General features: G+C 49.7%; 23 protein-coding genes. 3 read left to right on the top strand and 20 right to left on the bottom strand.

The window, feature by feature from the left end; all coding sequences use genetic code 11:
* Positions 1-9 precede the first annotated feature (9 nt).
* The 20 genes from serC to Q0224_RS09065 form a co-directional block, all read right to left on the bottom strand.
* Positions 10-1086 (bottom strand): 3-phosphoserine/phosphohydroxythreonine transaminase, encoded by a 1077-nt coding sequence (gene serC, locus Q0224_RS09160; protein WP_297950798.1) that lies wholly within the window; start codon positions 1084-1086, stop codon positions 10-12.
* 10 nt (positions 1087-1096) lie between these two features.
* Positions 1097-2263: an exodeoxyribonuclease VII large subunit gene (gene xseA, locus Q0224_RS09155; RefSeq protein ID WP_297950797.1), complete on the bottom strand. Its 1167-nt coding sequence runs from the start codon at positions 2261-2263 to the stop codon at positions 1097-1099.
* A complete protein-coding gene (gene ubiE / locus Q0224_RS09150; protein ID WP_297950795.1) occupies positions 2256-2984 on the bottom strand; it encodes a bifunctional demethylmenaquinone methyltransferase/2-methoxy-6-polyprenyl-1,4-benzoquinol methylase UbiE in 729 nt (242 codons plus the stop codon). Before ubiE ends, xseA begins: the two co-directional genes overlap by 8 nt.
* A gap of 9 nt (positions 2985-2993) precedes the next feature.
* Positions 2994-4412, bottom strand: coding sequence for a CHAD domain-containing protein (locus tag Q0224_RS09145; protein WP_297950793.1), 1419 nt, complete (start codon positions 4410-4412; stop codon positions 2994-2996).
* A gap of 48 nt (positions 4413-4460) precedes the next feature.
* Positions 4461-4871 (bottom strand): Fur family transcriptional regulator, encoded by a 411-nt coding sequence (locus Q0224_RS09140; protein ID WP_005869540.1) that lies wholly within the window; start codon positions 4869-4871, stop codon positions 4461-4463.
* Positions 4872-4936: 65 nt separating this feature from the next.
* Positions 4937-6766 (bottom strand): 1-deoxy-D-xylulose-5-phosphate synthase, encoded by a 1830-nt coding sequence (dxs, locus tag Q0224_RS09135; RefSeq protein WP_297950791.1) that lies wholly within the window; start codon positions 6764-6766, stop codon positions 4937-4939.
* Positions 6756-7865 carry a histidinol-phosphate transaminase gene (gene hisC, locus Q0224_RS09130; RefSeq protein WP_297950789.1) on the bottom strand — a complete coding sequence of 370 codons (1110 nt, stop codon included), beginning with the start codon at positions 7863-7865 and terminating at the stop codon, positions 6756-6758. Before hisC ends, dxs begins: the two co-directional genes overlap by 11 nt.
* Entirely contained in the window at positions 7865-8941 is a 1077-nt protein-coding gene (gene pheA, locus Q0224_RS09125; protein ID WP_005869547.1) for a prephenate dehydratase, read from the bottom strand. The genes hisC and pheA overlap by 1 nt, the downstream gene beginning before the upstream one ends.
* Positions 8925-9359: a hypothetical protein gene (locus Q0224_RS09120; RefSeq protein ID WP_297950787.1), complete on the bottom strand. Its 435-nt coding sequence runs from the start codon at positions 9357-9359 to the stop codon at positions 8925-8927. Before Q0224_RS09120 ends, pheA begins: the two co-directional genes overlap by 17 nt.
* Positions 9356-10846 carry a diaminopimelate decarboxylase gene (gene lysA / locus Q0224_RS09115; protein ID WP_297950786.1) on the bottom strand — a complete coding sequence of 497 codons (1491 nt, stop codon included), beginning with the start codon at positions 10844-10846 and terminating at the stop codon, positions 9356-9358. The genes Q0224_RS09120 and lysA overlap by 4 nt, the downstream gene beginning before the upstream one ends.
* A gap of 45 nt (positions 10847-10891) precedes the next feature.
* Positions 10892-11938, bottom strand: a complete 1047-nt coding sequence (locus Q0224_RS09110; protein WP_297950785.1) for an LptF/LptG family permease — start codon at positions 11936-11938, stop codon at positions 10892-10894.
* Positions 11935-12492: an aminoacyl-tRNA hydrolase gene (gene pth / locus Q0224_RS09105; protein ID WP_291938222.1), complete on the bottom strand. Its 558-nt coding sequence runs from the start codon at positions 12490-12492 to the stop codon at positions 11935-11937. The genes Q0224_RS09110 and pth overlap by 4 nt, the downstream gene beginning before the upstream one ends.
* Positions 12493-12500: 8 nt before the next feature.
* The gene (locus Q0224_RS09100) at positions 12501-13037 is read right to left on the bottom strand and encodes a 50S ribosomal protein L25/general stress protein Ctc (protein WP_177388523.1); all 537 of its coding nucleotides are present in this window, start codon (positions 13035-13037) and stop codon (positions 12501-12503) included.
* A 249-nt stretch (positions 13038-13286) separates the two neighbouring features.
* The gene (locus Q0224_RS09095; RefSeq protein WP_005869553.1) at positions 13287-14504 is read right to left on the bottom strand and encodes a type IV pilus twitching motility protein PilT; all 1218 of its coding nucleotides are present in this window, start codon (positions 14502-14504) and stop codon (positions 13287-13289) included.
* Positions 14504-15511 (bottom strand): transaldolase, encoded by a 1008-nt coding sequence (locus tag Q0224_RS09090; RefSeq protein WP_297950783.1) that lies wholly within the window; start codon positions 15509-15511, stop codon positions 14504-14506. Before Q0224_RS09090 ends, Q0224_RS09095 begins: the two co-directional genes overlap by 1 nt.
* Positions 15504-16127: a phosphoserine phosphatase SerB gene (gene serB / locus Q0224_RS09085; protein ID WP_297950782.1), complete on the bottom strand. Its 624-nt coding sequence runs from the start codon at positions 16125-16127 to the stop codon at positions 15504-15506. The genes Q0224_RS09090 and serB overlap by 8 nt, the downstream gene beginning before the upstream one ends.
* Before the next feature lie 31 nt (positions 16128-16158).
* Positions 16159-16893 carry a metallophosphoesterase gene (locus Q0224_RS09080; RefSeq protein ID WP_297950781.1) on the bottom strand — a complete coding sequence of 245 codons (735 nt, stop codon included), beginning with the start codon at positions 16891-16893 and terminating at the stop codon, positions 16159-16161.
* 42 nt (positions 16894-16935) lie between these two features.
* A complete protein-coding gene (argC, locus tag Q0224_RS09075; protein WP_297950780.1) occupies positions 16936-17943 on the bottom strand; it encodes an N-acetyl-gamma-glutamyl-phosphate reductase in 1008 nt (335 codons plus the stop codon).
* A 1-nt stretch (position 17944) separates the two neighbouring features.
* On the bottom strand, positions 17945-18436 hold the full coding sequence (gene greA / locus Q0224_RS09070) for a transcription elongation factor GreA (RefSeq protein ID WP_177388511.1): 492 nt from the start codon (positions 18434-18436) through the stop codon (positions 17945-17947).
* Between the two features lie 48 nt (positions 18437-18484).
* Positions 18485-19672: a DUF354 domain-containing protein gene (locus tag Q0224_RS09065; protein ID WP_297950779.1), complete on the bottom strand. Its 1188-nt coding sequence runs from the start codon at positions 19670-19672 to the stop codon at positions 18485-18487.
* Between the two features lie 68 nt (positions 19673-19740).
* Here Q0224_RS09065 and Q0224_RS09060 point away from each other — a divergent pair, with 68 nt between their 5' ends.
* The 3 genes from Q0224_RS09060 to Q0224_RS09050 all read left to right on the top strand — a co-directional run bounded on the left by Q0224_RS09060 (position 19741) and on the right by Q0224_RS09050 (position 22069).
* Positions 19741-20241: a hypothetical protein gene (locus tag Q0224_RS09060; RefSeq protein ID WP_297950778.1), complete on the top strand. Its 501-nt coding sequence runs from the start codon at positions 19741-19743 to the stop codon at positions 20239-20241.
* Positions 20242-20628: 387 nt separating this feature from the next.
* A complete protein-coding gene (surE, locus tag Q0224_RS09055; RefSeq protein ID WP_297950777.1) occupies positions 20629-21408 on the top strand; it encodes a 5'/3'-nucleotidase SurE in 780 nt (259 codons plus the stop codon).
* Complete coding sequence (locus Q0224_RS09050) at positions 21401-22069, top strand: tRNA threonylcarbamoyladenosine dehydratase (RefSeq protein ID WP_297950776.1); 669 nt, start codon at positions 21401-21403, stop codon at positions 22067-22069. Before surE ends, Q0224_RS09050 begins: the two co-directional genes overlap by 8 nt.
* The last annotated feature ends 125 nt before the right edge of the window (positions 22070-22194 follow it).

Below are 22194 nucleotides of genomic sequence, written 5' to 3'. Positions count from 1 at the left end.
TAACCGCCGCTAGCCGTTTTTGCGCGCAAACTCGCTCATAAAAGCGACTAGTTTTTCTACGTCCTCGTAGTTTATCGCGTTGTAGATCGAGGCGCGGATGCCGCCTAAAACGCGGTGTCCTTTAAGCCCGATCATTCCCTCCGCCTCCGCCTGCGCGACGAAAACCGGCTCAAGCGCGGCGTCTGCGATATTAAAGCTCACGTTCATCAGGCTGCGGCTGTCCTTTTGCGCGTGACCGCGGTAGAAGCCGCTGCTAGCATCGATCGCGCCATAAAGTAGCGCCGCTTTGCGCTTGTTGCGCTCGTGCATCACCGCGAGCCCGCCGATTTCGTCCTTGATCCAGCCGAGCATTAAATTTAACATGTAAATTCCAAAGGTATTTGGAGTATTACTCATCGAGTCCGCGTCCGCCTGCGTCTTGTAGCGCAGGATCATCGGCGTTTTAGGGTTCGCGCGATCCAGCAGATCCTTACGGATCGCTACCATCGTAACGCCCGCGGGACCGCCGTTTTTCTGAATGCCGCCGTAAAACATCCCCACGCTGCTAAGATCCACGGGGCGCGAAAACAGATCGCTCGAGCTATCGACCACGAGCGGGCAGGCGCACTGCGGCAGCTGCGGATACTGCGTGCCGTAGATAGTGTTGTTCGAGCAGATGTAGCCGTAGTCGGCGTCATCAGAAAATTTAACCTCGGGGATGCGGTCGAATTTGCTATCCTCGCTGCTTGCGACCACGCGGTAGTTTATGCCGAGCACGCCCGCTTCCTTGATCGCTTTGCTTGTCCAGTTACCCGTGTTGGCGTATTCTGCGACGCCGCCTGCGTATAGGTTCATCGGCACCTGCGCGAACTGAAGGCTCGCACCGCCTTGTAAAAACAAAATCGTAAAATCGTCCGAAAAGCCATAGAGATCGCGCACGCGGCTCATCGCGCTATGCAAAACTTCCTCGAAAATTTTAGTGCGGTGCGAGATCTCCATTATCGAAAATCCGCGCCCCGCGTAGTTTAGCAGCTCCTCTTGCGCCTGCTTTAGCACGCCCAGCGGGATGGTGCTAGGTCCTGCGCTAAAATTTATTACTCTATCCATTTTGCCTCCTTTAGATGATTTTTGCGTTTTTGCTGAGCTGCTGCGAGCAAAGGACGAACTCATCGCCCGCGGCAAGCTCGCCCAAGCTCACCGTTTTGCCGCCTTTTTGGATTTGAACGAGGTCTTTGGTGATCTCAAAAAATTTCGCCTTTTGCGCCAAAAGCTCATCCTTAGCGCTTAGCGTATGCTCTGCGGCGCTTAGCTTGGAGCCGATAAAATTTTTAAATTTAAGCTCGAAATTTAAAAGCCCCGCGAGCGAGCCTGAAATTTTTGGCTCGATAGATTTTGATCTAAGCTCCAGAGCTGCGAGGCTCAGTGCGTTTTGCGCGGATGAAATTTTATCTTTTATCAGCCTATCAAGTGCGTCGCTTATGCCGTCTAGGCTCTGAAAGATCGCGCAAATATCAGGCAGCAGGTCGATCATCGCGGCGGTGGGCGTGAGGCTTCGGTGATCGGCTACGAAATCGCTGATGCTAAAATCGATCTCGTGCCCGACCGCCGAGATGACGGGCGTTTTGGCCGCGTAGATCGCGCGCGCCAGAGCCTCGTCGTTGAAGCACCACAGATCCTCGCGCGAGCCGCCGCCGCGAGCGATGACGATCGCATCGTACCCCTTCGCGTCTGCTGTACGCAATGCGCTTATGATCGAAGCAGGCGCGCCTTCGCCTTGCACTAGTGCGTTATACAGATCGATCTTGCAAAGCGCGAAGCGGCCCTGCGCCGTGCGAAGCATATCCGCCTGCGCCGCTGAGCCCGCGCTCGTGATGATCGCGATGCTTTGGGCAAATTTCGGAAGCTGTTTTTTGTGCACGGCATCGAAGAGCCCCTCTTTGCTAAGCCTTTCTTTTAGCGCGGCAAACGCCGCTTCCAGCTCGCCCTCGCCGCTTTTGCGGATATTTGAGACCTGGATCTGATACGAGCCCGTGGGGGCGTATAGCGAGACTTTGCCGCTTACGATGAGTTTATCGCCGACGGAGGGGATAAAATTTATCCGCGCGGCGTTAAATTTAAACATCGCGCAATCGATCGCCGCGCTCGCGTCTTTGATCGTAAAATACCAGTGCCCGCTCGTGCTTTGAATTCTAAACTTAGATATCTCGCCCTCGACCTCGACGAAGCTAAAACTCGTCTCCAAAAGTGCCTTGGCTTGGGCGTTTAGCTCGCTTACGCTAAGCATCGTCGCTCTTCCGCGCGATTTTCTCCGCTATGAAAAGTGTGCTGACGTCGAAGCTGAAGCCCTTTTCCACGCGTAGCTCAAAGCCCGTGTTTTTGAGCTTTTCGCTAAAGCTCGCGGCGTCTAGGAAGCTGCAGATGGAGCTTGGCAGATACTCGTAGGCTTCTTTGTTTTTCGAGATAAAGGCGCCGATTTTGGGTAAAATTTTACTCACGTAAAAATCTCTGATTTTAAACGCGAGCCCGCCGCTTGCGGCTTTGGTAAATTCCAAAACCACGAGCGAGCCGCCCGGTTTGATGATGCGATTAAACTCCGCAAGCGCCGCGTCCAGCTCCACGACGTTTCTTATGCCATAGCTGATGCTTAAAATATCCACGCTCGCGTCATCCATCGTCGTGGCGCCAGCGGTCGCTTTGATAAACTCGCAGCTAGGGAATTTTTGCCTAGCTACTTCAAGCATACCTTCGCTAGGATCGATCCCCACGATCCGCTCGATCTGCACGCCGTGCTGCGCCGCGCCGTCGCGCCACGAGCTTATCATATCGCCCGTGCCGCACGCGACGTCGGCGATACTCACGAGCTTTCCTTTAAGCTTTTCAAGCGTCAGCTCGACCGCCTTTTTGCGCCACGAAACGTCTACGCCGAAGCTGATGGCGCGGTTTGCCAGATCGTAGGTAGGCGCGATCTGATCGAACATCTTTATGATTTTTTCCTGTTTTTGCACGGGTATTCCTTATTCGTATGCTTTGATTTTACGCAGCGATCTTTTCAGCGCGCGCAAAAGAGCCTCTTTTTCATTTAAAATTTTTTCCTCCAGCTCGGCGCGGCGGTCGTTTAGCCGGGCGTCCAGAGCCAGCAGATACGCAAACGCGACGCCGCTTTTATCGCTTGCTTTTTGATAGATCGCGATGAAATTTTGCCACACGCTGATATCTTGCAGCGCGCCGAAATCCTCGCAGGCGGCCTTGGTGCGTTTAAATAGCCCCCTGACGCAGCCTTCATCAAAGCTTCTTGCAAAAATTTCAAGCGCGTATCGCAGCCTCTTTAGCCCTATGCGCGCGTCGTGAAATGCTTGCAGAGACGAGCCTTGCTGTAAATTTTTTAGCTCCGCGCGCAAGCTTTTAATCAGCTTGCAAAGGCGGGCAGAGGCGAACTTTTTTGAAATTTTTTCATATTCGCTGCGCGCGTAGATGCCGTCCGCGCCGCTTAAAAAGCCGCTAATAGCGCCGTTTAAATCTGCAAATTCCGCGCTAGAAAGAAATTCCAAAATTTTATCCTCAGAGCGCTTTGTGATAAGATTTAGCTGTTGCAAAAAGCCTGCAGGCGCGTCATCGGCTTTTAAAAACTCCGCAAAAACGTGAAGGTCTCGCAGCTGATTGGTGCGGCTCATAAATCCTGCGAGTAGTTTTAAAATTTCATCCTTTTTTTCGGCTTCGAAAAGCGGCGAGGATAGCTTCAAAACGGCTCTAAATTTACGGATCTGTACGCGCAGCTCGTGAAGAGCTTCGGGGGCGAGGTTTTTTTGATACTCGCCCTTTGCGGCGCACGCCCTCGTCCACGCTAGCTCAAGCGCCAAACGCGCGAGCTTAACGCTGTCCGCATAGGGCGGCGCGAAAAATTTAACTCGGCCAAATTTTTCAAAAACGCTGCGGGCGTGCGCGAAATCAAGCGAGCGCGGCGGGATGCCGTAGCGCGCCAGATAGCGGCTTTTGTAGCGATAATCGTCGGTGATCTCACAAAAATCGCTGCTACCGAAGGTTTTTGCAAAATCAAAATTTGCGCTTGCCGCCTCGCTTTGAAATTTCGCTCGTAAAATCACGAGCGTGCTTAGCTCGCCGCCGTAAAGCTCTAACCAAAACTCCGCCTCGTCGTTAGCAAAGCCGTAGCGGTTTTTTTGCACGATGCGAGCGATCCTGCTTTTTAAAGCCTCTTTGAAATCATCTTTTGAAATTTTAAAATTTAGAGTTTGTCTGTCGAGATCCTCTTTTTTGTGGTGCAAAGAGCACTCGTCATTTTGGCGGATGTAGTAAATTTCGGGGTAGAACGAAGTATAAAACCAAGCGATCTTTACTTTGCGACATTTCAGCCCCGCGCGCTCTAGCGTCCGCAGAATCAAATCGTCGCTCAATAAAAATTTACGCTTAGTTTGCATACCCGCTCCAAAAATAAAGTGGGTAATGATAGCAGAAAATTCTTTAAACTATCTACACTTTTCGCAGTCTTCGACCGTAGCCGTGATATTTAGCTTGCGGATGAAATTGCCAGCTTTGCGCTCGATGTTTTTCAAAACGTCCTTATTAAAGGCATCATCCATGAAAAGATCCGTGACGTTGCCGCATTTTTCGCATACGACGTGGATGTGCGGCATCTGATAGATGTCGTAGCGACTCTTTTTATTCGGCGCATTGACCTCGACTACGACCCCTTCGTCGAGCAGGGTGTTTAAATTTTTATAAACCGTCGCCAGCGAAATGGATGGATAGTCCTCTTTGATCCCCTCGTATAGGTCATCTATGCTTGGATGTTCGTGGCGATCGAGCACCTTTAGGATGCACAATCTTTGAGGAGTTGCTTTCAAACCGCAAGTTTTGAGTAGTTCTACGTGGCTCATTTTTGTCCTTCAAAAAATTTTAAAGTGATATTATCAAATTTTACTTTAAACAAAGTTGATATTAACTAATACTTTTTATCACTTAATATTCGCTCGGTTAGAGTTTGGATATCCAAGCCCAAGCTGTGCTCCACGTCAGCAGTCTTGCCGTGCGGTAAAAAGATATCAGCAAATTCGAAGCTCACGATCTTTACGTCCGAAATTTCATTTTCTTGCAAAAATGCGCTTAAAATTTCACCGACGCCGCCCTTTTTGGCGTTGTCGCTAAAGACGTACCAATTTTTATCTTTGCGAGCTAGGCTTCGCAAAAACTCGGCGTCCAAAGGCTTTGCAAAGACTAGATCTACGACATCCACCTCTATCTGCCCCTCCAGCGCCTCAGCCGTTTTATACGCTCTACCAGAGCCGTTTCCGTAGCCGATGAACGCTACTCGCGCGCTATCGCTGCGCTTCAGAAACACCGATTTTGCAAGCTCTACCGCAGGCGTATCGATTTCGCAGTCCAAAATAAAGCTTCCGCGCGGATAGCGTATCGCCAAAACCCCCTTATGCGCGTAGGAGTACTCGATGATTCGTTTAAAGCTCGCCTCGTCCCGCGGCGCGCACATGCTGACGTTCGGAATCGCATTTAAGAAGCTCACGTCAAAGACCCCCTCGTGCGTCTCGCCGTCCTCGCCCACGATGCCCGCGCGATCCATCGCAAGGACTAAATTTAAATTCATAATCGCCGCGTCGTGAACGATCTGATCGAACGCGCGCTGCATGAAGGTCGAATATATCGTAACGTACGGCTTAAAGCCCTCGCGCGCCATCGCAGCCATCGAGCTTAGCGCGTGAGGCTCGGCGATCGCGACATCCCAGAAGCGGTGCGGGAATTTCTCGATCAGCTTATCCATGCCGGTGCCGCTTGGCATCGCGGCGGTCACGCCCACGACGTTTTCATGCTTAGCGGCTAAGCTTAAAAGCGCCTCGGCATAAATTTGCGTGGCGCTTTTGGCGGCGGATTTTTTCTTAAATTCTCCGCTTTGAATGTCGAAAGGCCCTACGCCGTGCCAACTCTCCAAATAGCCCTCGGCCTTGTCGTAGCCTTTGCCTTTGATCGTTTGAGCGTGCACGACGACGGGTTTGCGCGCGCTTTTTGCCGTCTTTAGCGCCGATATTAGATCCTCTAAATTATGCCCGTCCACGGGACCGATGTAATCAAGCCCAAGCTCCTCAAAATACATCCCAGGTATAATGAGCTTTAAGGAATTTTCAAAGCGCTTTGCCATGTAAGTAGCGCTTTGCGGAGCGTGGGAGAGCAGCTCTCTTACGTGGGATTTAAATTTTTGATAGGTCTCGCCCGCCATCGCTTGGCTTAAGTATTTGCTAAAGGCGCCGATCGGCTTGCTGATGCTCATTTTGTTGTCGTTTAGGATGATGATGCAGGGCAGGCGCAGATCGCCGAGCTCGTTCATCGCCTCATAGGTCATGCCGCCGCTCATTGATCCGTCGCCGATGAGTACGACCGGCACGCGATCTTCGCGCTTTAGACTGATCGCTTTTGCAGCGCCCACGGCTAAAGAGATCGACGTCGAGGCGTGTCCTGCGACGAAGTAATCAAATTTACTCTCGCTAGGCTTTGTGTAGCCGCTGATACCGCCGAACTGCCTAAGCGAGCCGAACTCCTCCCAGCGATCCGTCAAAAGCTTGTGCGCGTAGCTTTGATGGCTTACGTCGAAGATAAACGGATCGCTCGCGGCGTCGAATACGTAGTGCATCGCCACGATGAGCTCGACTGCGCCCATGTTTGAGCTTAGATGGCCGCCGTTTTTGCTCACGACTTCGATTATGCGCGCCCTGATCTGCGTGCAGAGCTCTCGTAGCTCCTCCAGGCTTTTATTTTTAATATCCACTCAAAATCTCTCCCAAAGCGCCCAAGACGCGATCGTTTTGCTCAGGCATGCCGATCGTGATACGCACGGCGTTTAGCCCGTAGCTTTTTAAATTTCGAATTATGATGCCGCGGCGCAGAAGCTGCTCGCAAAGCTCGCTGCTATCTATCGGCGGGCTAAGTTTGAACGTGATGAAATTTGCGTAGCTAGGGCTAAATTCCAAATTTCGCTCTCGCGCAAAATCCTCGAAGCGGCTCATCTGCGTGGCGTTGTTTTGTAGGCTCTTTTGCACGAAAGCCTCGTCTTTTAGCGCCGCGATCGCTGCTGCAAGGCTAAGCGTCGTGATATTAAAAGGCGGTCGCAGCTTATAAAGCGCGCTTATGATTTGCCGCGGCGCGATGCCGTAGCCTACGCGCATACCGCCCAGGCCGTAGACCTTCGAGAAGGTGCCTAGATAGAGCACGTTTTTAAAATTTTGAATTAAAAGCTTAGGATCAAGCCTCTTGCGTTCATCTTTAAACGCCGCAAATTCGTTGTACGCAGCATCGATCACCAAAAGCGTGTCCTCATCCACGCTGCTGGCGAACCTATACACTGCCTCCGCATCCAAGCACTCGCCAAGCGGGTTATTCGGCACGCACAAAAAGATGACCGAAATTTCATCCCTGTGCGCGTTATAAATTTTTAAAAGCTCGGCTAGATCGTGCTCCTGCGCGCTCGTTTTGTAAACCTTAGCCTCGCAGTGGCTTGCGTAGATGCCGTACATCGCGAAAGTGACGCCCGCTTGCAGTATCGCGCGGCGCGAATTGAGCTTGGCGTGCAGCGCAAACTCGATGATCTGATCGCTGCCCGCGCCGATGATGATATTTTGCGGCTCTACGCCGAATTTCGAGGCGAGCGCGTCCTTTAGCTCATACATCGAATCATCGGGGTAAAGATGTGCGCGTGCCGCGTTTTGTGCGATCGCCTCCTGCACCGCCTCGCTCGTGCCGAAAGGATTTTCGTTGCTGGCAAGCTTTAACACGTCCTGCTCGCGGATACCAAACTCCCGCACCACAAGCTCGATCGGCTTGCCTGCTTCGTAATTGCTTAGATTTTCTACAAATTCGTTAAATTTCATCACTCCCCTCCGTTTATATAGCTTCCCAACCAGGTGATTTCGTGGCCGTTTTTCTGCGCGTTTTGCAGCACGCGCGCCACGCGCTCGTCGTCGATGTGCCCCTCAAAATCGACATAAAAGACGCATTTAAAATCCCTAAGCTTAACAGGGCGGCTTTCCAATTTGGTTAAATTTATTCCCTCGTTGCGAAACATCTGCAAAAAGTCCACAAGCCCGCCCGGGCGGTCGTCGGTTTTGGCTAGGATGCTCGTTTTGTTGCGGTCGCTCTTCTGGTTTTTAAAGTCGCTCAGCACGAAAAAGCGCGTACGATTGGCGGAGTTGTCCTCGATCTTTTGAAACATCATCGGCACGCCGTAAAGATCGGCGGCGATCTTGGAGCAGATTGCGGCGGAGTGCGGCGTGGCAGCCGCCATCTGCGCAGCAAGCGCGGTAGATTTGGTCGCGGTAAATTTAACGCCGCTAAGGCCGTGATCGTCTAAAAATTTAAGGCACTGATTGTATCCCTGCGGATGCGAGAATATCTGATCCACCGTGCTTACGTCGTCGCAGTGGCTCGCAAAGCAGTGGTGGATATCCATATAAATTTCGGCGACGATCTTGACGCCCTCGTATTTTCGCAAACAATCAAGCGTCGCTCCCACCGCGCCTTCGGTGTTATTTTCGATCGGCACGACGCCGTATTTGGCCTCGCCGCTATCAAGCTCCTTAAAGACCGCCTCGATATTTGAGAGCGGCAGATAGGAGCTTACCGCGCCGAAGCGGCTCTTGGCGGCTTGGTGCGAATAAGTGCCGAAAGGCCCTAAAAACGCGACGATCTGCGGCTTTTCTAAATTTCGCGAAACCGAGAAAATTTCAAAAAATATCGCCTCGATCGCCTCTTTGCTTAAATTTCGCGCCTTTCCGCCGTCCAGCCTGCTGATGATCGAACGTTCGCGCTCCGGGCGGTAGATCGCGCTGCCCGCGGTCTGCTTCAGCTCGCCGATCTTTTTGACAAACCCCATGCGCTCGTCGATAAGGCGCAAAATTTCATCATCCAGCCTGTCGATACAAACGCGCAGATCATCGATATTTTGCATCACAACCCTCCTTTTGCTCGCCCCCAAATTTCGGTTTTAGAAATTTCATGCCGCCGTTCTTGCCGCAGGCTTTGAAATTCTTACCGCGCGATCTTAAAATTTCATCGCTTGCGATTACCGCGCCGCAACTTTTGCACGCTAAGAAGGCGCGATAAAATTCGTCGCAGCGAGATCTGAAATTTAAAGGGGCGCGGTTAAAATTTAAAGCGGGGCTTCGTTTTGACGTGAAATTTAGAGGCGCATTTTGTTCGGATTTGAAATTTAAAGCGCGGGTGCATTTAGGCTCGGAATTTAAAGCGGCGGTGCGTTTAAAATTTAGGGCCGCGCTCGTTGCGGCATTAAAATTTAAAGCCTCTGCGCGCTCGGATTTGAAATTTAAAACCGCACCCTGTTTTAGACGGCTCGTCGCGCGGATCATACGAAATCCTTTTCGAGTGCGATTAGCTCATCAAAGCTTTCGCGCTTTCTAATCAGGCGGTCTTGTCCGTCGTAAACCGCGATCTCGGCGGCGCGGCAGCGGGTGTTGTAGTTGCTCGACATCGAAAAGCCGTAGGCGCCGGCGCTTTTGATCGCGAGCAGATCGCCGCTTTGCAGGCTAGGCAAGCTAACCCCTTTGGCTAGGAAGTCGCCGCTTTCGCAGATCGGCCCCACGACATCGCAGAGGCTTAAGCTCTCTGCAGAGCTTTGCGGCGCAGAATTATCCACGGCGGAGCTTAGATTAGAGGAATTATGTGGCGCGAGATTTCCTTGCAAGCTTTGTGAAACGCCGTTTTGCGGCGTAGAATTTTGCGGTGCGAAATCCTCTGAAGCGGACTTAGCCTCGATGCCGAAAGCTTTGCTATGCGTGGAATTCTGCGCCGTGAAATTCTCGGCTAAATCTTGCGTAATGCCGCTTTGCTGAGAGGAATTTCGTGCCGTAGAATTCTCGGTGTCGTTTTGGCTCGCGCAGCTTTCGCAGGCAAAATTCTGCTCGCTTAGAAGCTCGATTTTATGGTGCGCGCCGTAGAGGCTCGGGCGTATGAGATCGTTCATCGCGCCGTCAACGATGACGAAGCGCTTGCCGCAGTTTTGTTTTTCGTAAAGCACGCGGGTAAGAAATACTCCCGCAGCCCCTGTGATGAAGCGCCCCGGCTCGCACACTATCGTGACGTCTAGCCCGCTTAGGCTGCGCAAAATCCCCTGCGCGTAGTCGTAGAGCACGATCTGTTTTTCATCCTCGTAGCGGATGCCGATGCCGCCGCCCACGTCGAAAAATTTTATATCGATCTCAAGAGCTCGCAGCTCGCGCAGCAGATCGCTTACGATCTTTGCGGCGTCGCAGATCGGCGCGATCTCCGTGAGTTGGCTGCCGATGTGAAAGTGGATACCGACGGGATTTAAAAATTTGCTCTTTTTGGCGTAGATATACATCTTGCGCGCGGTCTCGATACTGACGCCGAATTTGTTCTCATTTAGCCCTGTGGAGATGTAGGGGTGGGTCTTAGCATCAACGTTCGGATTTACGCGGATGCTTATGCGAGCGGATTTATTTAGATTTTGCGCGATCCGCTCCAGGCACAGCATCTCGGCTTCGCTTTCTAAATTTATCAGCAAGATGTCCGACCTTAGCGCAAATTCTAGCTCGCCGTCTTGCTTGCCGACGCCAGAGAATATGATCTTATAGCTCTTTGCGCCGATATACAGAGCGCGGCGTAGCTCGCCGATGCTGACGCAGTCAAAGCCGCTGCCCAGATCCGATAGAAATTTTAAAATACTTAAATTCGAGCTTGCTTTAATCGCGAAACAAACGAGCGACTTGCGCGCTGCAAAGGCCTCTTTGAGCGCTATGAAATTCTTTTGTATCTCGTTAAAATCGTAAACGTATAAAGGAGTGCCGTATTTGCAGGCTAAGCTTGAATAATCCATAGAATTTCCACCGATAAATTTTGCGCCATTCTAACAAATCAAGGCTTAACGATGCTTAAAAACCAAAAATGCTGCAAAGCCTAATAACGCTGTTATGGGCACGATAATGCCAAGTTCTGGGATGATGACGCCGTTGAGAGAAAACCTAATTAACACGAAAAGCACGCCCCAAGCGCATAGCGTAGCGATAAAAAATCCAAAGCTTAGTAGTGCAAGATTAAAAAATCGTCCCGTAACGGGCAGGTAATAATACAGCACCAATACTGCCAAAGGCGCAAACAATGGAAAAAATATCATATTATAAAGGCTTGCTTTTATGGTGGAGATATTCACGCCTTGATGCGAAAAGGTGCGGATCGAACGCAAAGCATCCCTGATCGAATATACATTACTCGTATCATAAACGCTTGCAATTGAGCTTGGATCAAAGCCCTTAAGCGCCTCGCTCTGCGCGCTAAGCTTACTTTTTAATCCACTTCCTCCAAGTTTAAGCTGTGCGGGTAAAGTCGTGGTATTTACGTCGCGCAGATGCCAAATTTTACCTGCGTATTCGCCAGAACTTGCATGCGAGCGCGAAGCAACGGAGTTATCACCCATATCAAAGATCGTTATATCATTTGCGTTTTTGCCGTTTAGAGCTTTGATGTAGATATATTTACCCTCAAATTTCAAAAACATATCTCCCCCCGTAGGCGATAAATCGGTTAAATTCTTTTGAAATTTTAGCGCGTATGCAAACGGGGTGGAATTTAAAGCTATAAAGCCTGCAGTAATCGCAAGTGCGATCAAAAATGGAGGGATTATCAGAGCATTTTTGCTAACCCCAAGCGCATAAAAGCTCACCAGCTCGTTGCTACGGATCATATTAAAGCCCATCAAAATAAGCGCAAAAATAAGACTTAGCGGCAGCGTGTAGCTAAGCGCGACCGCTGCGGTTAGAGCGATATACAAAAGAGCGGTATTCGCGCTTGAGGGAAAATCTTTGAGATTTGTAAGCACATCGATGCCTACGTAAAAGCATTCAAGGGCTATTAGAAGTATAAAAAAATACTTCAGATAGGAAAGAGCCGCGTATTTTACGTATAACTTCACACCCTAGCCTTTTTAATCGTAAATTTTTGCGCGATCTGCTCTATATCCGAGCAAATGAGCTCCTCTACCGCGCGCGCGACATAGGGTAAAATTTCACTCAGCTTCTCGCGCTCGCTTTCGTTAAAATTTCCGAGTACGAAATTTGCCGCGTCCTGCCCCTGCTGTTTTTTACCCACGCCGATACGCACGCGCTCGTAATCCGCGCCGATTAGCGCGTCGATCGATTTGATCCCGTTGTGCCCGCCGCTACTGCCGCCTTTTTTAAATTTAACGGCGCCCAGATCCAAATCTATATCGTCGTGCACCACAATGATGCGCTCGGGCTTGTAAAAATCATTCACCGCCTTTACGGAGTTGCCGCTTAAGTTCATAAAAGTTTGGGGTTTTAAAAGAAGAAGCGAGCCCTTTTTAAAAAGCTCGCCTTGGAATTTAGACGAGCCGAGCTCGCTAAAGCCGCCCGTCTTTAAAATTTCGTCGATTAGCATAAAACCGACATTGTGTCTGGTATCTGCGTATTTCTGAGCAGGATTCCCAAGTCCTGCGATCAGTATCATAGGCGCCCCTATTTAGCCGAAGTAACTCCGACTACCGCCACCGAGCCGTCTAAAATGATGCTGACGCCCTCTTTTACCGGAATGTCTCGGATCAAAAGCGAATCGCCTACGTCAAGATCGCTCACATCGAGCGTAAAATCGTTTGGTAGATCTTTTCCTGCGCATTTTACGGCTATACGACGCTTGGATTGCACCAAAATACCTTTGTTTTTTAGCCCTTTAGCGACGCCAGTTACCTTAACCGGCACTAAATATTTGCTTACCACGTCATCCTGAACTACGCGTAAATCTACGTGGGTTAGGGTATTTGTGACGGGGTGCTTTTGGTATTCTTGCACGATGACGCGATATGTCTTACCACCCACGCTAACCTCGAAAGGAAGATCTTCTTTTGCGCGCATGGCTTTGATAAAGTCGTTTACCTTAAACGCTGCGTTAATATTTTCAAATCCTTTCGCATAAATATTAGCGATTAGATAACCATCTCGTTTTAGGGATTTTGAAGCCCTTTTACCGATACTATCTCTAACGATACCTTCTAACATTAGGTTTCCTTTGTGAAAAAATGAAGCGTGATAATAGCTAAATGTTGCTTTAAATCTATTTAAGCGCCACGATGAAATTTAGAAGTAAAATCGCACGGAATTTAGCCGATTAAAATTTACGCTAAATCCTGCAAGTCACGGCATATTTGTACACAAAATGACAGACGAATAGAATTCTGCCTGCGCGGCGGCAGGCAGAATTCTTTAAAATTCCAAATTGCAAGAATTTGGAATTTTAAAATTTATGACTTAGCGGATCTCTTTTAGCTGTACGACTTCGCCTGCGAGCATCTCTTCGGCGCTCTCTCCGGATTCTGCTGCCAAATCCCTTTTTTTGGCAAGGTCCACGTTTTTGATCTGTAGATCGAGGTCGTTTCGCTTAGAGGCCTTATCCAGCGCCTCCTCGCGGGTGATGACACCGTCTCTGTAAAGATCAAGCAGGTGCTGATCGAAGGTCTGCATACCGTAGGTATTGCGACCGTCGGCGATCGCGTCAGGAATTTCATCGTCACGCGCATCAAGTATCATATCCTTAATACGGGTGTTTTTGCGTAAAATTTCAACGACGGCTACGCGCTTGCCCTCGATAGTACGAGCAAGGCGCTGAGAGATGACCGCCTCTAGGACGGACGCTAGCGTCATTCGGATACGCTCCTGCTCAGCCTGCTCAAACATCGCGATGATTCGGTTTACCGTCTCTTTTGCGTCAATAGTATGCACCGTCGAAAACACTAAGTGGCCCGTTTCTGCGGCGTGAAGTGCGGTCTCGATCGTCTCCAAATCGCGCATCTCGCCCACGAATATTACGTCGGGATCTTCTCGCAGCGCAGCGCGAAGCGAATCTGCGAAGTTATTGCAGTCCTCACCGATAGCGCGCTGATTGATGATGCATTTATCGTCTTTAAATACGAACTCGACGGGATCCTCGATCGTAACGACGTGGCTAGTTCTTTGTCTATTTATGCGATTGATCATGCTTGCGATCGTTGTCGTCTTTCCGCTTCCCGTAGGTCCGGTAAGCAGCACGACGCCGCGCATAGCCGTGTCGCAAATATCTTTGATCGAAGGCGGCAGACCTAGATCGTCGATCTCTGGAATTTTAACCGGGATCGTTCGGAAAACCGCGCTGATACCGTCGATTTGAAAGAAAATATTAACGCGGAAGCGATAATCTTCGTTTAGCTTATATGTAAAATCTACGCTCTTTTTCTCGATAAGCTCCGGAAAGCGCGTGATGAGAAGCTCCTTAGCTAGTGTCATCGCGTCTTCTTTTAGAAATGGCGTTTTGCTAAATTTTACTAGCTCGCCGTGGATGCGCCCTCTGATGACCGCGCCTGATTTTATATGAAGGTCACTACCGCCGTTTTGGATTAGAAATTCCAGATATTTATTTAGCCTATCTCGCTGCTTAAAATCCAGCGTAGAAGCGTCAACTTGATACTGCGAATAATCTATAGAACCCGCCATCATTTCTCCTTTTTAAGTGTTTTTATTATCTCTTTAAATGCCTCTTCAAAAGCCGCTAGTCCGTCATCCAGCAGCTTTTTATACGCCTTTTTCATATCGATCTTCGCCTCCGCTACGCGAGCGAAAAATTCCTCTATCTGCGCGTCGCTGGGCGGCATTTTGGGCTTTTGATCGCCGCTTATAAAAGCCTCTATCGTCTCAAGCGGCGCGGTGTTTACGCAGCCCGGATACATCAGCTCGCTTACGTAGTAATCCTTCGGCAGATCGTCTCCTTTTACGCCCGTGCTCGCAAACAGCGGCTTTACGTAGTTTAAATTTTCTTTAGCGATGATATTGTAGCATTTTGAAGCGTTCATCGTGCCGATTTTGCCGGTAGGAAGACCCGCTGCGGCCATTTTTTCATCCAATAACCTATCGAAGCGGCTAACGAAGATGCTAATTACGGTTTTTGGTAAATTTGCTTTCGGGAAATAGCGACGAAAGCCCGCGATTCCCTCTTTTATCGCCTCTATACATTTTACGGTCTGCTCCGGCGAAAAAACCAAGGTCGCGTTTACGCTGATCCCCTTTTTTAGCAGATCGTGCATCGCTTCGTAGCCAGCCTTGGTCGCGGGGATTTTTATCATTACGTTTGGCATGCCGATCGTGCCGTATAGGTGTTTGCCCTCGCGATACATCGCCTCGGCGTCGTCTGCAAAGTACGGATCGACTTCGATACTCACAAAGCCGTCATCGCCGTTAATGAAATTTTTAAGCAGGCTCTCCGCCGCGCTTCTGATGTCTGCGGTGGCTAAAATTTCATACAGCTTTTTAGGCTCTTTTTTTCTAAATTCCTCTTTAGCTGCATCGTATGCGGGGGAGCTTAGGATCGCGTTTTTAAAGATCGCAGGATTGGAAGTCGCGCCGTTAATTATCCCTTTTTTGATCAGCTCGTCGAAATCTTTATCGATAAAATCGCGCTCCAAAAAGTCGCACCAAAGGCTGAAATTTAGGGCTTTATCATACATATTTCATAATCTCCTTCAAATCCTTTTTTTCAATGCAGACGCTCGCCTCGCTTTTTAAAATTTCATTCGCGCAAAAAGCAATTTTAAGTCCCGCCTCGCGAAACATCGAAACGTCGTTCGCGCCGTCTCCCACGCACATTACCTCGCTTGCTTTTAAGCCCATCAGCGATTTAAGCTGCGCAAGCAGCGCGCCTTTTGAGTATCCAAACATCATCTCGCCGCCGAAAAGCCCAGTTAAAATTCCGTTTTTTTCATGCAGATAGTTCGCAAAGCTCGCGTCAAAGTCTAGCTTTTTCTGCGCGGCGTCGGTAGCGAGATGAAATCCGCCGCTAAAGACGATCACCTTTATGCCTTTATTTTTCAGATACGCGATGATCTCGCTAGCGCCGCAAACAAAAGGCAAGCTCTCCGCGATAGCTTTAGCATCGCTAAGCTTCATCCCCTTTATCAGCGCCACGCGCTCGCTAAGGCTCTCGAAAAAATCAAGCTCGCCCGCCATCGCCCGCTTCGTAATTTCGCTAACTTGTCTCTGCGTGCCCATTTTAGCGGCGAAAAAACCTATCGTTTCGCCGTCCATCAGCGTAGAATCAAAGTCGAAAACACAAAGCTTTATCATAAATATCCTCGCAAAAATTTAGGAATTATAGCTAATTTAAGTTTAAGTTTTTTGGAATTAGCATAAATTTTTCGCTTTTTGCGACCTCGTAAATTTTGCTCCTGACCCCGAACGAGCACAAATTTATATATTTTTTCTCGCCGAAATATAAAATTTCATCTTGATGATAGTGCCCTTCGATGATTAAATTTGCCGTGTAAAAATCGATCTTTGGCGCGATTATATCCTTAAAATCGGGCATTTTTTTGTATAGATTTTTCCCTTCTTGCGATTTTAAGATCATCTTTGAAATTTTAAATTTTAAAGCGCGATCGAGCAGGTCCATAAATTTTAAAAAAACTCTGTTTCGCAGCGAAAGCAGCGCAAACTGCGTCAGGTACGGCAAAAACAGATCGCCGTGCGCGATCTGCACCGCCTCACCGCTCTCGCTCATAAATTTAACGGGCTGGGCGGCATTTGGATAAACTTTTGCGCGGGGAAAAATTTCGCGCAGATTAAAATCGTGGTTGCCCTCGAAGTAAAAAATTTCACATTTTCGCGACAGCTCGTTTATTAGCGCGATCTCCTCTTCGTAGAAGCGCTGCACGTAGGTCGTGTTTGCCAAAAAATCAAACATGTCGCCCATCATAAAAATTTGAGGCGGCAGGCTTTGCGTGGAACACAGCGCGCGCAAGAATTTCAAAAATTGCGGCCTGCTCGCGCCCGCGTGCGCATCGCCGATAAAGATCGCGCCGGGTTTTATCGTCTGAATTTGATCATTTTGCATCTAGGCTCCGGCGCGTGGCGGCTTTTGCAAAAAGCTCATCGCTTAAATTCCGTGCGCGATGCGCGGCAGCGCCGTGGCTTCGGCAAATCCGCACATTAAATTTGCGTTTGCGATCGCCTGTGACGAAGCTCCGCGCAAAAGATTATCGATCGCCGAGTTAATCCAAATTTTATCGCCCGCAGTTTTTACAAAAATATCGCAAAAGTGCGTCCCTACGACGTTTTTTATACTCACGGGTTCGCTTCGGACGCGCACGAAAGGCTCATTTGCGTAAAACTCCCGCAGCACCGCCTCTGCGTCCACGCTCTTTTGCAGTACGCCAAACGCGCTAACTAGCATTCCGCGCGTGATAGGCAGCAAATTCGGCACGAAAATCGTGCTAAATTCGCCGCCTTTTAAAATTTGTAGCTGCTCTTTGATCTCGTCTGCATGGCGATGCGAGATCGGCGAGTAGGCATTTGCGTTTTCGTTTACGCTTACGAAATGGCTGCTCGTTTTAAGGGTCTTGCCCGCGCCGCTTACTCCGCTTTTTGCGTCGATAAATACGCCGAGGGCGGGATCTAGTAGCCGCACAAACGGCGCGAGCGCCAAAATAGAGCAGGTGGGATAGCAGCCTGGATTTGCGGTAAGTCGCGCCGTGCGGATCTTTTCGCGATTTAGCTCGGGCAGTCCGTAAACGGCGTGGGCTAAATTACGGGGGTCTAAATGCGTGGTGTAATTTTTCTCGTAAAGCTCGCGGCTTAGGCGGTAATCAGCCGATAGATCGACTACCTTGACGCTTTTAAATTTTAAAATTTCGCGGGCAAATTCCATCGCTTTTCCATGCGGCAACGCCAAAAAAATAAGATCGCATCTTTGCGCTGCAACGCGAGCGTCTGCGGCTTCTACGCGCATCTCAAACACGCCGCGCAGCTGCGGAAAAATCTCGCTTATCTCACCCTGCGTCGAAGCACCCAAATATGAAATTTCAAAGCCCGGGTGGGAAAGTAGAGCCTTAATCAGCTCAAGCCCGGTATAGCCGCTAACGCCGATGATGCCTACTTTTTTCACGCTAATTCTCAAATTTGATCGGCTTGTATTCGACGCTTAGAATTTCTACGTCGCGCGTGCCTGATGGCAGCTGAAGCACCACCTCATCGCCCTCTGCTTTGCCTAAAAGCTGGCGCGCGAGCGGCGTATTGATATTGATGAGCTTGCGCGAGATGTCCGCCTCGCTAAGCCCTACGATCGTGTAAACCTCCTCCCGCTCGGTCTCCACGTCCATAAAGGTAACGGTGGAGCCGAATTTTACGCGATCGTGCTCGTAGGTCGAGGGATCGATTATCTTTGAGCGAGAGACGATGTCGCTAAGCTCGGCGATGCGCGAGAGCAAAAACGCCTGCTCTTCGCGCGCTGCGTGGTACTCGGCGTTTTCTTTCAGATCGCCGTGTCCGCGCGCGATGTCGATCTGCTGCACGATGTGAGGCAGCTTCACGCTCTGAAGCTCTTTGAGCTCGGAGGTGATCTTTTCATATCCGTAAAGCGTCATTGGTTCGGTCGTCATAATCTTCCTTTCTTTTTATCAAATTATATAAGCTTTAGCCTTAAAATTTTAGCTCGCAGCCTGCGTTAAAATTTTTGCTACATTTTCGCTGGAACCGAATTTCAGATAATCTCGCAGCTTTTCGCTCGCAAGTTTAAATTTAGCGGCGTCGCAGCGCTCGTATGCGGCGAGTAGGTTTTGCGTGCTTACTTCGCCTTGCAAAAGCTCCTCGTGCAGAGGTTCCTCGCCCAAAAAATCAAAAATAATATTCGCAAGCCCCACGTGCTTTAGCTTTACGAGCTTTCGCGCGAGCCAAACGTCAAACGCGCGAGCCTTGTAGCACAGCACGAACGGAGTGCCGATGAGCGCCGCTTCAAGCGTCGCCGTACCCGAGCAGATGAAGGCGAAATCGCAATCCTTAAGCGTGGCAGGAGTATCTTTTGCGATGCTAAAGCCGTCCAGAGGCCCGTAAATTTCATCTCTTTGATCCATCAGATGCGGCGGGATTATTAAGGTTCGCTCGCTATTTTCAAATTTAGGCGCAAGTGCTCTAAAAATCGGCATCAGCCTTGAAATTTCAGCCCTACGCGAGCCCGGCATAAAGGCGATCTTGCCTTGCTTTTCGTAGCTTTTCTTTTGGAGTTTTATCTCATCAAGCAGCGGATGCCCCACGAAAGAGTACTTTGCGGTTTTGGCGCTTTGGCTGCTTTGGCGCGCGGCATCCTCTTTCGGTGCAGCGTCTTTATCTTTTGTTTCTTGTAGTGCAATGTCTTTGCCCTCCGCTTCTTGCGGCACAGCGCCTTTATCTTCCTCGCAATCCGCGCCGAAAAATTTTGCCTCAAAAGGCCAGATTGAGAGCAGATTATCGCAAAACGCCTTCAGCTTCTCCGCTCTGTGCGGCTTCCATGCCCAAACCTGCGGCAGGATATAATATGAAATTTCCGCGCGCGTGCCGCTATTTTTGATCGCGCGAGCTAGCGGTAGATTAAACGCGGGCGAGTCAATCAAAAGCACGCGATCGCACTCCGCCGCAAGCCGCGTCATCTGCGCTACCGCGCGCTTGGCTTTTAAAATCAGCGGCAGAATTTCTATAAAACCCATCGCCGAAAATTCGCTGCTTTTGTATATCGGCGAACCCAGCTTTTCATCGAAAATTCCGCAAATCTCGCAAGCGGGATCGAGCCTTTTAAGATGCACTAGAACCTCTTTAAAATGCAGGTTCGCAGAGGGTTCTAGACAAGAGATTAAATATTTCAAATTTAGCCTTTTAAATTTTTGTTAATTATAGCAAAATGTGCTAAAATTAAGCCGACAAAGGATTTAAGATGAGAAATTTTAAAATTTTAGCGCTATGCGGCGCGTTCGTGATGTTGCTAGGCGGTTGCGGCGCGGCTAAATATCAAAAGCGTCAAGTCACCGAGGATCCCGCAGTAACTGCACGCTTTGAGGCGCTTAGTAAGCTAGGCTCGCCCGCACTCGTCGCTAAAGCCGCAGCTAGCGAGATCGCAGCAGACGTAGGCAGCGCCAAGCCCCATGTTAAGGTCGCGCAGTTTGCCTTCCTCGAAGAAATTAGCGCACAAGGAAGCGATCTGATCTATGCCTACTCGCTAAGCCCTGGCTGGGCGAGCTTGAAAAGCTCCGATCGGCAAAAATATCTCAAATTGCTAGCCAAAGATATTACCGAAAATGACTGCAACGCACCTAGTACGCGAGCCTTATTGCGAAGCGGAGTGCGCGAAGTGCACCGGTTTTTCTACGATTATCCAAGCTCGCACCTACTTGATTCGCAGGTAAGCGAGGAGATATGCCGCAAAGCAGGGTTATAGATAGTCTCGCATAATTTTATGCCGCGGATTTACATCGGCACAAAAGCGAAATTTTATGGTGTAAAATCTGCGATAATTTAAAAGGCGGAATTTGTGGCGAGTTGCGGAGTGCGGTCGCAAAATTTAATTTAAGAAATTTCGAAAGTGAAATTTAGGCGATGAAATTGCATAGCAGGCTATAAAATTTGTAGCGTAAAGGCGGAATTTTTCTATGAATTTTGCGATTTAAGTTCGCATGGAATTTTATTGAAAAATTTGGGGCGACGGAATTTTATGCCACGCAAGCTAAATAGCAATTTTTGCATAGTAAAGAATTAAGCGCTAAAATTTTACAGACAGAATTCCGCTCTGATAGGTCTGTCATGAAATTTTAGCTAAAGAGAGAATATGAAAGAAATTTTAATCACCAACGACGACGGATTCGAAGCGCGCGGGCTTTTAGAACTTGCAAGCGCGCTAAGATCGGTCGCAAACGTCACCATCGTGGCGCCGAGCTCGGAGAAATCGGCATGCTCGCACTCGCTTACTCTTACGCGTCCGCTTAGATTTATCAAGCTTGACGACGGATTTTTCAAACTCGATGACGCTACGCCCGCAGACTGCGTGTATTTGGCGCTCCGCGCGCTGTATAACCGCAAGCCCGATCTGGTGATAAGCGGCATAAATCACGGCGCCAACGTCGCGGAGGACGTGACCTATTCTGGCACCTGTGGAGGCGCGATGGAGGGGGTCTTGCAAGGCATTCCCGCGCTTGCGGTGAGCCAGTTTTACGTCGCGGACTCGCTGCAGCGATACGGATTTGATCTTGCATGCGAGCTCACGGTTGATCTAGTGGAAAAAATCTTTAAAAACGGCTTTCCGCTGCCGCCGAAGCAGTTTTTAAATTTAAACGTTCCTGCCGTTTCAAAGCAAGATTTTAAGGGACTTTCGGTTGCGCCCTGCGGCGAGAAGCTCTACGATACCGACGCGCAGCTAAACCGCAATCCGCGTGGAATTGAGTATTATTGGCTCGGCAAATCCACGCTCAGTTTTGATGCGAGCAAAAACGAAAACAGCGATATTTCCGTGCTTTTTGAGGGGCGGGCGACGTTAAGTCCGATCAAGCTAAATTTGACCGCGCACGAGCAGATAAGCGCGCTAGAAAGGTGGATGAAAAACAATGAGTGAGGTCGTAGTAGACCGCTTTTCGCGCTCGCGCCTGCTTTTCGGCGAGGATTTTACAAAACTTCAAAGCGCTAAAATTTTAATCTGCGGCGGCGGCGGCGTGGGCGGAGCGGCGATAGAGGCGCTGTACCGCAGCGGCGCGGTGAATCTAAGCGTGATCGATTGCGATCGCTTCGAGATCACTAATCAAAACCGCCAGCTTGGAAGCGAGTGCCTAGGCGAGCTAAAATGCGAGGTTTTCGCGCGCAAATTTAAAGGCGTGACGCCGATCGCCGCTAGGATCGATGAGGAATTTTTATCGGAATTTGATCTGGCAAAATTTGATTTCGTAATCGATGCGATCGATGACGTGGGCGCTAAGATAGCTCTTGCGCTGCGCTGTAGCGAGGCTGGCGCGGGCTTCATAAGCTCGATGGGCGGCGCAAAGAGGCTTGATCCCGCTAAAATCGAAATCCGCTCAATCTGGCAGACGCAGGGCGATCCACTCGCGCGCAAGATCAGATATGAGCTGCGAAAGCGCGGCTTTGCGGGCGATTTTGACGTCGTTTGCTCAAGCGAGCCGCCGCGCGTCAAATCGATGGGCAGCTTCATGGGCGTGACCGCGAGCTTCGGGCTTTTCATCGCAAGCTACGTCGTGCGCAGACTGATAGGCGAGCAGGTTTAACGCTTAAATTTCATAGCGCTTAGGCGCATGGCTCCGCCTAGTCGTGCTTGGCGGTTAAATTTTAGATATTTTGAGCTTTTGATCTGAGCGCGCTTTGCATGCGGTACAGCGCGGCAAGTGTTTTG

The sequence above is a fragment of the uncultured Campylobacter sp. genome (genome assembly GCF_938002845.1).
Lineage (GTDB): Bacteria > Campylobacterota > Campylobacteria > Campylobacterales > Campylobacteraceae > Campylobacter_B.
This window is presented reverse-complemented; position numbering and strand designations above follow the sequence as displayed.

Coding starts and splice junctions, on each gene's coding strand:
- serC (WP_297950798.1), bottom strand. CDS start 1,086: ATGGATAGAGTAATAAATTTTAGCGCAGGACCTAGCACCATCCCGCTG.
- Q0224_RS09090 (WP_297950783.1), bottom strand. CDS start 15,511: ATGTATGATAAAGCCCTAAATTTCAGCCTTTGGTGCGACTTTTTGGAG.
- surE (WP_297950777.1), top strand. CDS start 20,629: ATGAAAGAAATTTTAATCACCAACGACGACGGATTCGAAGCGCGCGGG.
- pheA (WP_005869547.1), bottom strand. CDS start 8,941: ATGCAAAATATCGATGATCTGCGCGTTTGTATCGACAGGCTGGATGAT.
- xseA (WP_297950797.1), bottom strand. CDS start 2,263: ATGCTTAGCGTAAGCGAGCTAAACGCCCAAGCCAAGGCACTTTTGGAG.
- lysA (WP_297950786.1), bottom strand. CDS start 10,846: ATGGATTATTCAAGCTTAGCCTGCAAATACGGCACTCCTTTATACGTT.
- Q0224_RS09060 (WP_297950778.1), top strand. CDS start 19,741: ATGAGAAATTTTAAAATTTTAGCGCTATGCGGCGCGTTCGTGATGTTG.
- serB (WP_297950782.1), bottom strand. CDS start 16,127: ATGATAAAGCTTTGTGTTTTCGACTTTGATTCTACGCTGATGGACGGC.
- Q0224_RS09100 (WP_177388523.1), bottom strand. CDS start 13,037: ATGTTAGAAGGTATCGTTAGAGATAGTATCGGTAAAAGGGCTTCAAAA.
- Q0224_RS09050 (WP_297950776.1), top strand. CDS start 21,401: ATGAGTGAGGTCGTAGTAGACCGCTTTTCGCGCTCGCGCCTGCTTTTC.
- pth (WP_291938222.1), bottom strand. CDS start 12,492: ATGATACTGATCGCAGGACTTGGGAATCCTGCTCAGAAATACGCAGAT.
- Q0224_RS09080 (WP_297950781.1), bottom strand. CDS start 16,893: ATGCAAAATGATCAAATTCAGACGATAAAACCCGGCGCGATCTTTATC.
- Q0224_RS09145 (WP_297950793.1), bottom strand. CDS start 4,412: ATGCAAACTAAGCGTAAATTTTTATTGAGCGACGATTTGATTCTGCGG.
- Q0224_RS09140 (WP_005869540.1), bottom strand. CDS start 4,871: ATGAGCCACGTAGAACTACTCAAAACTTGCGGTTTGAAAGCAACTCCT.
- greA (WP_177388511.1), bottom strand. CDS start 18,436: ATGACGACCGAACCAATGACGCTTTACGGATATGAAAAGATCACCTCC.
- hisC (WP_297950789.1), bottom strand. CDS start 7,865: ATGAAATTTAACGAATTTGTAGAAAATCTAAGCAATTACGAAGCAGGC.
- Q0224_RS09120 (WP_297950787.1), bottom strand. CDS start 9,359: ATGATCCGCGCGACGAGCCGTCTAAAACAGGGTGCGGTTTTAAATTTC.
- Q0224_RS09095 (WP_005869553.1), bottom strand. CDS start 14,504: ATGGCGGGTTCTATAGATTATTCGCAGTATCAAGTTGACGCTTCTACG.